The organism is Aeromonas sp. FDAARGOS 1418, from assembly GCF_019048585.1.
GTDB lineage: Bacteria > Pseudomonadota > Gammaproteobacteria > Enterobacterales > Aeromonadaceae > Aeromonas > Aeromonas caviae.
In genome coordinates this window covers 1,503,198-1,516,686 of the sequence record NZ_CP077387.1, presented here as the reverse complement: position 1 = coordinate 1,516,686, position 13,489 = coordinate 1,503,198, and the positions used below count along the sequence as shown (strand labels likewise).

Here is a 13,489-nt window from a genome sequence, read left to right as displayed (position 1 = left end):
GCGCTGCCGATCTCTCCTCTCCTTCACGACGACAGGCTCCCGCCGGGGGCAAGAAGTCCGTCTCAGGATTTGCCCTTGAACTGCTTGATGCTGCGCTTGCCCTGGGTGCGACGGTTCGCCTGCTTGTCTCTTGGCGCCCGTTTGCTCTCCCCGCTGGCGGGTTTGTCGGTCACCGGGAAACCTGCCAGCGCCGCCAGGGGCAGGGGCCGACCGGTCAGGGCCCGGATCCCCTCGAGCGCCTCCCCATCCCCGTGACAGGTAAGGGAGATGGCCAGACCGCTCTGTCCGGCACGGGCGGTACGACCGATACGATGCACGTAGACGGGCGCATGGTCCGGCAGATCCAGATTGATCACCACGGGCAATGCCTCCACGTGGATGCCGCGCGCCATCAGGTCCGTGGCCACCAGCACCCGCACCCTGCCCTCCTTGAAATCCGCCAGCGCCTGCTCCCGCACGGCCTGATCCTTGTTTCCGTGCAGGGCTGCCACCGTCATGCCAGTCCTGGCGAGTTTCTTGGCCACCCCGTCCGCGTCGTCCCTGGCACTGATGAAGACCAGCACCTGGGGCCACTCTCCGGCCTCCAGCAGGGCGATCAGCGCAGGCACCTTGCTGCTCCTGTTGACCAGATAGAGCCGCTCCTCGATGTCGCTCACCAGGCTGTTGAGCGGCTCGGCCTCGATGCGCACCGGATCCTGCAGCAGGCCCGAGGCCAGGCTCTCCAGCTCGACCGGCAAGGTGGCGGAGAAGAGCATCTGCTGCCGCGCCTCCGGCATCGCCTTCATCAGCCACTGGATGTCGGGCCAGAACCCCATCTCCAGCAGGCGATCCGCTTCATCCAGCACCAGCATGCGCAGGGCACCCAGCCCCAGCGTCTGCTGGGCCAGCAAGTCTCGCAACCGTCCGGGTGTCGCCACCAGCAGTTGGGGGCCGAGAGCCAGTTCCCGCTCCTGCCACTCCTGGGCCACCCCGCCACACAGGGTCAGAAGGCGCACCCCCAACCCGTCGGCAATCTCCTGCAGGGCGGCGCTCACCTGGCTTGCCAGCTCCCGGGTGGGGACCAGTACCAATCCCTGTACCCGGTCGCTGGCTGCGTCCAGCCTCTGCAGCAGCGGCAGGCCGAATGCCAGGGTCTTGCCACTGCCGGTCCTGGCCAGGGCAAGCAGATCCCGTCCTGACAAGGCAGCAGGAATGGCTAGCTGCTGAATGGGGGTCGGTTTTTCCAGCGCGGCGGGCAGCAGGGGCAACAGGTCGGGGTCAAGGGCGAGTTCGTCAAACGTCATGGGGATCGCAGATACAGGCTGAACAAGGATGTGGAGGCGAAGTCTAGCCAGACCCACCCCATAAGTAAAAATAACCTGCTTCCTTGACTCAGACTGAACAAGATTTCATTCGAAACCAGTAAAAACATGATGCAATCATAAAGTTGCATTAGAGTGAACAGGTTGTTCCACTTAAGGAGTAAGATCGATGACAACTGCAAAAGCACCAACCAAACGCCTGTTAACCCTGATGATTGCGGCCTTGTGCCTGCCCCCGGGCACGGCCTTCGCCCTGGTCGATGCCAAACCAGCCACTGCGAGCACCATCAAGGCGAACGAGGCCGTCAAGGCTAGCCTGCCGTTCAACGACAAACAGGATTTTGCCGACGCCGAGCGAGGCTTTATCGCCAAGCCGGACACCCTGACCATCAAGGATGACAAGGGCAACGTCGTCTGGGATCTGGAGCAGTACAAGGCCTACATAGGCCTGGACAAGGCGGCCCCCGATACCGTCAACCCCAGCCTGTGGCGCAACGCCCAGCTCTCCATGCAGTACGGTCTGTTCAAGGTCACAGACGACATTTATCAGATCCGTGGTTTCGATCTCTCCAACATCACCTTCATCAAGGGTGACAAGGGCTGGATCGTCTTCGACCCCCTCATCTCGCCAGACACCGCCAAGGCGGCCCTGGCCTTCATCAACGAGAAAGAGGGCAAACGCCCTGTGGTGGCCGTGATCTACAGCCACAGTCACGTTGACCACTACGGTGGCGCCGCCGGCCTGTTCAACACGCCGGAGGAACGCGAGCAGGCGCAGATCATCGCCCCGGAAGGCTTCACCGAGCATGCCGTTTCCGAGAACGTGATCGCAGGCAATGCCATGGGGCGCCGCGCCGTCTACATGTATGGCGCCCTGCTGCCCCGCAACGCCCAGGGCGGCGTCAACGGCGGTCTGGGCATGACTACCTCCACCGGTCTGCCCTCCTTGATCGTGCCCACCAAGCTGATCACCAAGACGGGGGAAGAGCTCGACATCGACGGTGTCAAAATGGTCTTCCAGATGACCCCTGGCACAGAAGCGCCCGCCGAAATGAACACCTGGTTCCCGCAACACAAGGCGCTGTGGATGGCGGAAAACACCACCAACACCATGCACAACATCCTGACCCTGCGAGGCGCACAAGTGCGGGATGCGCTGAAGTGGTCAACCTATCTGAATGAAACCATCGAGACCTGGGGCGATCAGGTTGAGGTCAAGTTCCAGAGCCACCACTGGCCGCGCTGGGACAACGCCAACATAGTCGATTACTTCAAGAAGCAGCGTGACCTCTACAAGTACATCCACGATCAGTCGGTGCGCCTGATGAACATGGGCTACACGGGCGAGGAGATCTCGGAGCAGATCAAGCTGCCGCCTGAGCTCGAAAACTTCTGGCCGAACCGGGGCTACTACGGCACCTTGCGCCACAACAGCCGCGCCATCTATCAGCGCTACATGGGCTGGTATTCGGGCAATCCGTCCGATCTGGACAACTTGCCGCCGGAAATGGTGGGCCCCAAATACATAGAGTTCATGGGGGGCGAAGCCGAGGTATTGAAGAAGGCCAAGGTCTCCTTCGACAAGGGGGAATATCGCTGGGTCGCCGAGGTGCTCAAGCATCTGGTGTTTGCCAACCCCGACAACAAGGAAGGCAAGCTGCTGCTGGCCGATACCCTGGAGCAGCTGGGCTATCAGGCCGAGTCCGGCCCCTGGCGTTCCGTCTACCTGCAGGGCGCCTATGAACTGCGTAATGGCGTACCGAATGCAGGTGGTACCAACACGGCATCACCCGATACCATTCGCGCCATGCCGCCCAGCATGCTGTTTGACTATCTGGCGGTACGGCTGAACCCGGAGAAGGCCGCAGGCAAGAAGATGACCATCAACATCGACTTCACGGATATCAACGAGAAACACTCGCTGAATATCGAGAATGCGGTGCTGAACCACACCACCCGCTATGCCGACAAGCCTGATACCACTGTGACCCTGACCAAGAAGGTGTTGGATGATATCCAGCTTGGACAGACCACACTGGAGCAGGAGATCGCCAGCGGACAGGTCAAGATCACCGGAGATAGCAAGAAGTTCAGCGAGTTCGTCGGCATGCTGGACAAGTTCAACTTCTGGTTCAACATAGTGACCCCATGAGTAAACTAACCGTCAGACTGCTGCTCTGCGCCATGGTCACGGGGCCCGTCCCCCTGGCCATGGCCTGCGGCTACGATGCCATCTACCCCAACCCCTTCGAGCAGAGTTGGCCCGGTTCCCTCGATGTCGCCATGGCCACGGCAGCAGCCATTTCGGATCGGAAGCTCGACCCTGTGCCCAAGATAACCGGTCCAGATGGGTTCAGCCGAAGCTACCAGTGGCTCAACCAGCTGAAAGGCTCGCTCAAGGATGGCCAGTTACCGGGCAATGTCTCCATCCTGTTGGTAGACTCCGGACTCTGGTCCAGGGTTCGGGGCAAGGAGAGCCTGCTGTTGCAGACCCACACCGAGGGGCCCGCCAGGCAGGACAGGATAATGCTGACCAGCGAGGCTGGCATCCAGGCGCTGCTGTCTGGCCAGCTCTCTGTCGTGCAGGCAAAGCAGCTTGGCTTACTGGTGATCGAGGATGACCCGGATGATGCTTTCTCGCAGAGTCTGGACCGCGCCCTTAGCCAAGAAACCAGCTAGTTGAACATCGCTCTCCGATACATGCAAAAAGGGCCCGCTAGGTTGCGGGCCCTTTCTATTTCAGCCACTTGGCTTTGTTCAAGCCAATGACTTTGCTGGCAACCTATCAGGCCAGGGCAGCCAGGGCGGCGGCGTAGTTCGGCTCGTCGGCGACTTCGGCCACCAGCTCGCTGTGCAGCACCTTGTCATGCTCATCCAGTACCACGATGGCACGGGCAGCCAGACCCACCAGCGGACCGGAGGAGAAGGCCACGCCGTAGTCCTGCAGGAAGGAGACGCCACGCAGGGTGGAGAGGTTCACCACCTTGTCCAGACCCTCGGCGCCGCAGAAACGGGCCTGGGCGAACGGCAGGTCGGCAGAGATGCACAGCACGACGGTGTTGTTCAGGGCGCTTGCCTGCTCGTTGAACTTGCGCACGGAAGTGGCGCAGGTCGGGGTGTCGACGCTCGGGAAGATGTTCAGGATCTTGCGCTTGCCGGCGAAGGTCGCCAGGGTCGCATCGGACAGATCGCCAGCAACCAGGGAGAAGGGCTTGGCCTGCTCACCGGCAACGGGGAAGTGGCCGGAGACGGAGACGGGGTTGCCTTGCAGGGTGACGGTATTGCTCATGTTAGGTCCTTGATGATTGATGTGGGATCCAGGGTCCCCAGTATAGGCCCGCCACGGGATGACAAACACCCGCTAATGAAAGGGATTTGGCATCCCTTTGCATCCCCCCTGCTCCAGAGGCAGCTCAGCGGCCACTGACATGGCCCCGGACAAAGAGGAGAAGAGGGCTTGACCTTGGACTTTACACCAAGGTTTACACTCGGCGCAGTCATCCAGGATCCCGCAGGGGCGGGATCCCTCAAGAGGAACGCATCATGAGCAAATCCTGCTGCAGCCATCAACACGCCGCTGCCCCCATCAAGGCCGTCAGCAAGGCCGCCACCCCACAGGCCGGGCACAGCCACACCAGCCACTGCTGCGACAACGCGACACAGGCCAGTGGTGTCGCCAACCCGACCCGCCACGATCATCAGGGGCAAAGTGGCGCAGACGGCCCGGGGGATGAAGAGCCCCCCAGAGGCACTTGCGCCACCGACACAGCCCACGACCACGATCATCATGAGCAGGGGCACGAGCACGCCCACACGGCCGCCGCGACCGAGCCGCCGCTGGCTACCCCCGAGCAGAACAGCCGCCGCCATAGCTGGCAGGTGCTGGGTATGGATTGTCCCAGCTGTGCACGCAAGATAGAGACCGCCGTCAGCCGGGTGGAGGGCGTACAGCAGGCTCGGGTGCTGTTTGCCACCGAGAAGCTGGTGGTGGATCTGGCCCCCGGCCTCTCCCCCGATCCCGTTACCGCCGCCGTGCTGGCCGCCGGCTTCCAGCTCAAAGGGGGAGTTCAGAACACGGCTCGCAGCGAACCGGGCCGCAGCCCGCAGATGCAGAGGGTCAGTAACCTGCTCGGCAAATACTGGCAGCCCCTGTCGCTCGCCGGATTGATGGGGATGGCGGCCCTGCTGCCGAACCAGCTCGGTCAGCCGCTCTTTACCCTGGCCACCCTCTGGGGGCTGTGGCCCATCTCCCGCAAGGCGTGGGCACTGACCAGAAGCGGCTCCCCCTTCGCCATCGAGACCCTGATGACGGTCGCCGCCGTGGGGGCCCTGTTCCTCGGCGAAACCGCCGAAGCGGCCATGGTGCTGCTGCTGTTCATGCTGGGGGAACATCTGGAAGCCTACGCCGCCGGCCGCGCCCGCGCCGGGGTCACCGCCCTGATGGCGCTGGTGCCCGACAAGGCGCTGCGCATCCGCACCACTGCCGAGGGCGAGGTGCGGGAAGAAGTCGCTGCCGACCAGCTGCGCCCCGGTGACATCATCGAAATCGCCCCGGGTGCCCGCCTGGCCGCCGATGCCCGCCTGCTCGACCCCCTCGGCGCCTTTGACGAGAGCGCCCTGACCGGCGAATCCATCCCGGTGGAGCGCCGCCGGGGTGACAAGGTCCCCGCCGGCAGTCTGGCGGCGGATCGGGTGCTGCGCCTCGAGGTGGTGTCCGAACCCGGCAACAACGCCATCGACCGCATTCTGCATCTCATCGAAGAGGCCGAGACCCAGCGCGCCCCCATCGAGCGCTTCATCGACCGCTTCAGCCGCTGGTATACCCCGGCCATGATGCTGGTCGCCCTGCTGGTGGTGCTGGTACCGCCGCTCGCCTTCGGCCAGAGCTGGGACGAGTGGATCTATCGCGGGCTGGCGCTGCTGCTGATCGGTTGCCCCTGCGCCCTGGTCATCTCCACTCCGGCAGCGGTCACCTCGGCGCTGGCGGCAGCCACCCGGCAGGGGGCCCTCATCAAGGGGGGCGCCGCGCTGGAGCGGTTGGCCCACATCGATACCCTGGCCTTCGACAAGACCGGCACCCTGACCCTGGGCAAGCCGCAGCTGACCGAACTGGTGAGCCTCAATGGCCAGCCGGAGGCCGACCTGCTGGCGCTGGCGGCAGCCATCGAGCAGGGCTCCCACCACCCGCTGGCCCGCGCCGTGGTGACCGCGGCCAGTGAGCGGGGCCTCAGCCTCGCTGCCGCCCAGGAGCTGCGCGCCCTGCCCGGCATGGGGGTAGAGGGTCGCATCGACGGAGTCCTCTGGCAGCTGCTGGCACCGAGCCGGGTCGCCACCCTGGATGCGGCGATGCAGGCCCGGGTCGCCACCCTGGAGCAGCAAGGCAAGACGGTGGTGGTGCTCGGTCAGCCCGACGCCGCCCCGGCCGCCCTGCTGGCCCTGCGCGACCAGATCCGGCCGGAAGCGGCTGCGGCGCTGCAAGAGCTCAACCAGCTCGGCCTGCAGAGCATCATGCTGACCGGCGACAACCCCCGCGCCGCCGAGGCGATCGCCACCGAGCTCGGCATGGGCTGGCGCGCCGGCCTGCTGCCGGAGGGCAAGGTCGATGAGATCGCCAAGCTCGGCCTCAGCCAGAAAGTCGCGATGATCGGCGACGGCATCAACGACGCACCGGCCATGAAGCGGGCCAGCATCGGCATCGCCATGGGAGGCGGCACCGACGTGGCGCTGGAAACCGCCGATGCGGCGCTGACCCACAACCAGCTCGGCGGGGTCGCCGCCATGATCCGGCTCTCCCGCGCGGCACTGGCCAACATCCACCAGAACATCGCGCTGGCGCTGGGGCTCAAGGCCATCTTCCTGGTCACCAGCCTGCTCGGCATCACCGGCCTGTGGATTGCGGTGCTGGCCGACACCGGCGCCACCGCCCTGGTCACCGCCAACGCCCTGCGCCTGCTGCGAAAACGCTAGGCCGACCGTTAACGGTACAACCAACAGCCGCCCCAACGGGGCGGCTTTTTTATTGCCTCGCCCACAGCAAAGAAAAAGCGCGGCTGCCGGTCGGCAGTCGCGCTTTGCTTACTCTCTCGGTGTTATCCCGCCCTTGGCGAGGCGGAATTCAACCCGGGGCTGCCGAGCCAACCCCGGGCTCGATGGGAAAGACTTACTTGGCGCTGCACTCCTGGATGATGACGCTGCCCACCTCGCCGGAAGTCTGAGTCGGGTCAACCTTCACCAGGAAGCTCCACAGACCCTGTTCCAGTGTGATGCTGTTGTTGCCCATGCCACCGTCGCCGTGCTGGAGCGGGTAAACCTGCTCGGGCTCCAGTGCGATCAGGGTGCCACCGGCATCCTTCACGAAGAACTGCTTGCTCCAGTTGCCATCGTCGTTGGCAAACTTGAAGTCAAAGCTGCCCGCGTAGTTGAAGGCGGCCTGATAGATGGCGAGGTTGCCTTCCATCCCCTTGTAGCTCAGCTGGTAGGCCGGCTGGGCGTTCCAGTCGCTCAGACTGCCGCGCACATAGAGCGGGAAGCCGAGCGGATTGCCCGCGACGGTATCCAGCACCTTGCAGCTCTGCACCGGTTCGGTGTAGCTGACACTCAGGGTGGGCTTGTCCTTGTTCATGGCGGTGAAGACAAACTTGTAGGTGCCAGCCTTCTCCACGTTGAACGGCAGATCCCCGCCATTGGCACAGAGCGTATTGACCTGGCCGGTCGCAAGCTGGTCGGTATCGCTGCACTTGCCGTAATTGACGGGGCCGCTCCACTCGTTGCCAGCGATCTTCACCTGGGTCGACCCCAGCTGATCCGCCGTCACCTCGGTGGTGAACTCATAGGTGAAGTTGCCACTGAAGTTCATCTTGTTGACCGGATCCCACTGATTCAGGAAACCGCGCACGAACACCTCGGTGTCACCGAAGGGAGGCAAGGTGCTCAGATCCGTCTTCTTGCTCACCGGCAGCCCCGCGCCCTGGGCACCGCTCTGCGGCTTGACGAACACCGCCGCCGACCAGGCGCCAAGGGTCAGCTGACCGCTGTCATTGGCCGCACCGCTGGCGATGCTGTCGGAGTCACGGTGGGCACCGCTCAGGACCATGCCGGTCAGATCGATGGGCTGATCCTTGCCGTCACGGAAATCGCCGATGCTCTGGGGCTGATTGGTGGCGTTGATCATCACCACCAGGCCGTCGATGGCTGGATCCAGATCCGCACCGGCGCCCACCCCGTCATCCACGCTCATCACGATGAGACCCGGGATCTGCTCAGGGCCGGTGTTGCGGAAGTCGACCCGCTTGATCACCTCGGCGCCGCTGCCAAGACGCAGCAGACGAGAAGATTGACGCAGTTCGGAGAGCTCCTGGTAGAAGTTCACCATCTGATGCATCTCGGCCGAACCCGGCTTGGCGTGCTGGCCGAGCACCTGCTCGATCAGCTCGTAGTTGGCCTCGTCCTTGTCCTTGCGCGGCAACCCTTTGTCAAAATTATTGTCATTTAAGCCGTAGTCAACCCGGTTGTACCAGTCACCGGAGTCGTAGCTGTCCCGCTCCATGGACTTGGAGCGCAGCAGCTCGACACCCGCGTGGGTGAAGGGAATGCCCTGACCCAGCATGGCGGTCGCCAGAGAGACCCCCTGCATCCGCACCAGGTCGGCCCCGGCGGGTGCCTTGTACACCAGGTTGTCGAACAGGGTCTGGTTGTCGTGCTTGTCGACATAGTTCTGGATTTCGGTCGGATCCTGGGCATAGCCCGCCGGTTGACCGTTGTAGTCGATGTCGGAGCCTTTCTTCGGAATGCCGTCCTTGTCGGTCAGCACGAACTCCTTGAGGTTACCCGCCATGCCGAGGCGCACCAGATCGGACTGATGCAGGGCGGTGGCGAGATCGACGCCGTCCAGCTCGTTGGCATCCACCAGGGCGCCGTTGCCAAAGCCCTGGGTCTTGCGAATGGCTTCGCCGCCGTCGAACGGGCTGCCGCCGCGCACCGCATCACGCAGCCGGTCGGAGAAGGAGCCGATGCCGGTACCGGCCAGGTGCTTCTGGGTCGCCTGCACGAAGCGCTTGTCATCCTGCACCTCGCCGAAGTTCCACCCCTCGCCGTAGAAGTACATGTCCGGATTGACCTTCTTCACCTCGGCCAGGGCCTGCACCATCTGATCTTTCGGGTGATGGCCCATGAGGTCGAAGCGGAAGGCATCGATCTTGTAGTCCCGTGCCCAGGTGACCAGAGAGTCATCCATCAGCTTGGCGAACATGGCGTGTTCCGGCGCCGTGTTGGAGCAGCAGGTGGAGTTTTCCACCGAACCGGTCTCCGGATTGAGGCGCTGGTAGTACCAGGGCACAATCTTGTCGAGCACGGATTTGGAACCGAGACCCGATTCGTTGGTGTGGTTGTAGACCACGTCCATCACCACGTTCATGCCGATGTTCTGCTTGATGGCCTGCACCATCTCGCGGAACTCCTTGATCCGGGTCGTCCCCTCCGCATTGGTGGCGTAGGAGCCTTCCGGGGTGGTGTAGTGGTAGGGGTCATAGCCCCAGTTGAAGGAGTCCACCCCGCGCAGATAGCCGTACAGCTCCTGCACCACGGGGTTCTCCTTGCTGTCGCTGGCTTGCAGATCACCGAGCACGGCTTCGATGGTCTCACCGCCACCACAGTGGCTGGCAAACCTGGAGTTCTTGACCTCGGGATTGACCTCGCACAGCTTGCTGAAGTCATCACCGATGTTGGCCACCTTGGCCGGATCCTCGTTGACGGTGGCGATGTCGAACACCGGCAGCAGGTGCAGGTGGCTGACGCCGCTCTTGGCCAGGGATTTCAGGTGGGTGACGGGCACGCTGTCGCTGTCGGTCAGCCCGAGGAACTTGCCGCGGTGATCCACCGGCGTCGACTCGTCGTTGCCGGTCAGATCCCGGACGTGGGCCTCATAGATGGTGATGTCGGCGGGGTTCTTCTGGCTGTGGGGCGCCTTGAGGCTGTCCCAGCCTTCCGGCTTGAGGGCCGGATCGTCGAGATCCACCACCTGGCTGAACTCGGAGTTCATCGCCAGGCTCAGGGAGTAGGGGTCGGTCACCTGATAGGATTCCAGCTTGCGGCTGACCGGGTGATAGACCTGGATATCGTAGCGGTAGTATTTGCCGACAAGATCGCTGCCCCCCTGCACGCTCCAACTGCCGCTGGCCTCGTCCAGGGTCATGGCGCGCTCGCCAAGCGACTTGTGCTGCTCGTCGAACAGCGCCAGCTTGACCGACTTGGCGGTCGGAGCCCAGAGCCGGAAGGTGACATTGCCCCCCTCCACCACGGCGCCGTAGGCCAGCTTGGTGGCCGCTTCGCTGTAAAGGGCATCGAGGGCACCGGCACTCTGCACCAGGGTCGCCCCCTGCAGGATGCCGTCCGCATCGGTCCCGATGGCGACCAGCTCACCCTTGAGCAGGGGCTTGAGATCTTTCCCCGCAGGCAGGGCGAAGGCGGCGGCATCCTTGAGGTGCGGGTATTTGGCCTGCTGCTCTTCGGTCAGGCTGGTCGGGGTCAGCTTGAGGTAGGGGAAATCGAATACACCCTCGCTGTTTGCGGTGATGGTGCCTGACTCTGTGTAGTAGAGGCGCACATAGGGCTTGTCCTTGCCCCCTTGCCAAATCAGGGTGTTGTCGTCGATGAGATGGGCACTGGCCCCCGCCACGCCGAAGGCGGCGGTGAAGGCTTCCGCCCGGCTGCCGAAGATCTCGTTCTTGCCGGCGACGATGGCCACGGTGCGATCCGGGTGATCGCTGAAGACCACCTTCATGTCGCTGCCGGTCAGGTTCGCGAGATCGCCGTTGCGGGCGATGAAGTTGATGCAGCCTTCCATCTTGGAGAGCGGTACGACCCAGGCCGGACCAAAACTGTCCGCCGCGGACGGCGTCTTGCTCTTGTCATCCCAACCGGTGTTGAGGCCGCCCTCCGAGGTCGAGTTGCAGGCGTCGTTGTTCCACAGGTGCAGGCTGTGGCTGGCGAACGGGCCGGTGACACCGCGCGCCGCGCTGGTCTGGGTATCAACCAGGGCGATGACCGCTTCGTCGGGGCCGGCCGTCAGCAGTTCGGCCGGGGGCTGGACGTTGGGAAGACGAGCGACGGGCTCATCCTGAGGGGCAGGAGCAGAAGAACTGTTGTCGTTACAGCCTGACAAAAGCGCGAGCAGTGAGGCTGTTACCAGCGCCACTTTGGTCTTTTTCATATCCATTTTTTTATAATTCCCGCTGTAGTTAGTCTCGATATCCGAGTACCCGGTCATTGCCGAGCGGTGCCATATTAATCAGCGGGAATTGCCGTAAATGTGAGCGGATGGGCAAAAAAAACCAATCCGCATCAACAAGATAACGTTTTCATAACGAAAATTCGATCGCGCTCACAGACCTGGCACCGCTTTCGGCCCATACCAGCGTGAAGAGGGGAGCGAGTGACGAAATCAATGTCCAATCAAATGGATAGAGGGAGCTTGGTGATGAAACGGATTGAGGAGCAGGCCAGGCGGCTGGACCAGGAGTATCAGGGCATTGCCCAGTTGTTCGATCAGTTCTGCCAGCAGGCCGGCGTGCTCGCCGAACGCTATCACTTCTTCAACTGGCCGGATTATGAAGAGAGCCCGCCCCTCGCCCGCGCCTTCACCCTGCTGGGGGAACCACGGGAGCTGCGGCTGCGCTGTCAACCCGGCGAGGGGGGTTCCCTGAACGGCCTCCTCCAGGTGTGTGGCGAGGAAGGCAAGGTCCACGCCAGCCTGGGCTTTCATGCCGACGGCCACCTGCTGCTGGAGCCGGGCCGCCTGCTCGACGACCCGCCGGGACTGCTGCTGAGGCTGATGCTGGGCTCCCTCTGGCAGGATAAGGGGAGCGAGCCTCCCCGCTGACACCCGCCAGGGGTATCAGTCGGCAGACACTTCGATGGTCAGGTGCACCAGCTCCTCGTGGATGGCGAGGCGCTCGCGGATCGCCTGTGCCGGGACCGGGGTCGCCATCTGCAACGACATCGCGGCGGCATACTGCGTCTGCCCCACCCGCCAGATGTGCAGATCGCGGATCTCGGCGTCAGGCAGCTCGGCGATCACCTCGCGGATCTCGTCCACCAGGGGCGCATCCATCTCCGCATCCAGCAAGACGCGCCCGGTATCACGCAGCAGCCCCCTGGCCCACACCGCCACCAGCACGGCCCCGGCGATGCCCATCAGGGGATCCAGCCAGTCCGCCCCCCACAACATGCCTCCCACCAGCGCCAGAATCGCCAGCACCGAGGTGGCCGCGTCCGCCAGCACGTGGAGGTAGGCGGCGCGCAGGTTGAGATCCTGATGGCCGTGGTGGTGATCGTGCGAGTGGTCGTGATGACCGTGATGGTGGTCGTGACCATGGTGATGGCCGTGATCGTCCCTGAGCAGCCAGGCACAGGCCAGATTCACCAGCAGGCCCAGCAGGGCAATGCCGATCGCCTGCTGATAATGGATGGGGCTGGGGTCCAGCAACCTGGCCACCGACTCGAACAGCATCAACCCCGCCACCCCCACCAGCAGCAGGGCGCTGCTGAAGCCCCCCAGCACCTCTATCTTCCAGGTACCGAAGCTGAACCTGTGATCCCGCGCGAAGTGGCGGGCAGCGCGATAGGCCAGCACCGAGAGGCCGAGGGCCAGGGCATGGGAGCTCATGTGCCAGCCGTCGGCCAGCAGCGCCATGGAGTTGTAGAACCAGCCGCCACCGATCTCCGCCACCATCATGACGACGGTGAGCAGCACGGCCCAGCGGGTCTTCTGTTCGGCCAGGGGATTCCCTTCGTGGACGACGGGGTGGTGGCAGTGGGATGAGGCGAGGGATGGCATGGATTTCTCCTGAAAACGAGGATGCTATATACTATACCCCAGTATAGTTTCATTGATCGAGAGGATCCTGGATGTCACACACGGTTCACGACAAGAAGAAGCTGCTGGCACGGGTCAGGCGCATCAAGGGGCAGACCGGTGCCCTGGAGAGCGCCCTGGAACAGGAAACAGACTGCGCCGCCATCCTGCAGCAGATCGCCGCCATCCGCGGCGCCGTCAACGGCCTGATGCTGGAGGTGCTGGAGGGACACATGCGCGAGCATCTTGGCGCCGAGGAGGCGACCCATGCCGAGCGGCTGGAGGATCTGGATCAGGTGGTGAGGGTACTGCGTTCCTATCTGAAATAAGGGCGCCC

9 protein-coding genes are annotated in these 13,489 nt (G+C 63.5%); 5 read left to right on the top strand and 4 right to left on the bottom strand.

The window, feature by feature from the left end; all coding sequences use genetic code 11:
* Nucleotides 1-62: 62 nt before the first annotated feature.
* Entirely contained in the window at nt 63-1,283 is a 1,221-nt protein-coding gene (locus tag I6L48_RS07295; RefSeq protein ID WP_113069641.1) for a DEAD/DEAH box helicase, read from the bottom strand.
* Nucleotides 1,284-1,512: 229 nt separating this feature from the next.
* On the opposite strand from I6L48_RS07295, the gene I6L48_RS07290 reads away from it, so the two are divergent.
* Nucleotides 1,513-3,453, top strand: coding sequence for an alkyl/aryl-sulfatase (locus tag I6L48_RS07290; protein ID WP_180321022.1), 1,941 nt, complete (start codon nt 1,513-1,515; stop codon nt 3,451-3,453).
* Entirely contained in the window at nt 3,450-3,980 is a 531-nt protein-coding gene (locus tag I6L48_RS07285; RefSeq protein ID WP_113069639.1) for a hypothetical protein, read from the top strand. Before I6L48_RS07290 ends, I6L48_RS07285 begins: the two co-directional genes overlap by 4 nt.
* A 106-nt stretch (nt 3,981-4,086) precedes the next feature.
* On the opposite strand, the gene tpx is transcribed toward I6L48_RS07285, so the two are convergent.
* Nucleotides 4,087-4,590: a thiol peroxidase gene (gene tpx / locus I6L48_RS07280; protein WP_113069638.1), complete on the bottom strand. Its 504-nt coding sequence runs from the start codon at nt 4,588-4,590 to the stop codon at nt 4,087-4,089.
* A 254-nt stretch (nt 4,591-4,844) separates the two neighbouring features.
* On the opposite strand from tpx, the gene I6L48_RS07275 reads away from it, so the two are divergent.
* Nucleotides 4,845-7,268 (top strand): zinc/cadmium/mercury/lead-transporting ATPase, encoded by a 2,424-nt coding sequence (locus tag I6L48_RS07275; RefSeq protein WP_216987900.1) that lies wholly within the window; start codon nt 4,845-4,847, stop codon nt 7,266-7,268.
* 193 nt (nt 7,269-7,461) lie between these two features.
* Here the strand turns inward: I6L48_RS07275 and pulA are convergent, their stop codons facing one another.
* Nucleotides 7,462-11,514, bottom strand: coding sequence for a pullulanase-type alpha-1,6-glucosidase (gene pulA / locus I6L48_RS07270; protein ID WP_113069636.1), 4,053 nt, complete (start codon nt 11,512-11,514; stop codon nt 7,462-7,464).
* Nucleotides 11,515-11,775: 261 nt separating this feature from the next.
* Between pulA and I6L48_RS07265 the strand changes: the two genes are divergently transcribed.
* Nucleotides 11,776-12,177, top strand: a complete 402-nt coding sequence (locus I6L48_RS07265; protein ID WP_113069635.1) for a hypothetical protein — start codon at nt 11,776-11,778, stop codon at nt 12,175-12,177.
* 15 nt (nt 12,178-12,192) lie between these two features.
* Here I6L48_RS07265 and dmeF read toward each other — a convergent pair whose 3' ends face one another.
* On the bottom strand, nt 12,193-13,134 hold the full coding sequence (gene dmeF, locus I6L48_RS07260; protein ID WP_113069634.1) for a CDF family Co(II)/Ni(II) efflux transporter DmeF: 942 nt from the start codon (nt 13,132-13,134) through the stop codon (nt 12,193-12,195).
* 71 nt (nt 13,135-13,205) lie between these two features.
* Between dmeF and I6L48_RS07255 the strand changes: the two genes are divergently transcribed.
* Complete coding sequence (locus I6L48_RS07255) at nt 13,206-13,481, top strand: metal/formaldehyde-sensitive transcriptional repressor (RefSeq protein ID WP_041214512.1); 276 nt, start codon at nt 13,206-13,208, stop codon at nt 13,479-13,481.
* Nucleotides 13,482-13,489: the final 8 nt, after the last annotated feature.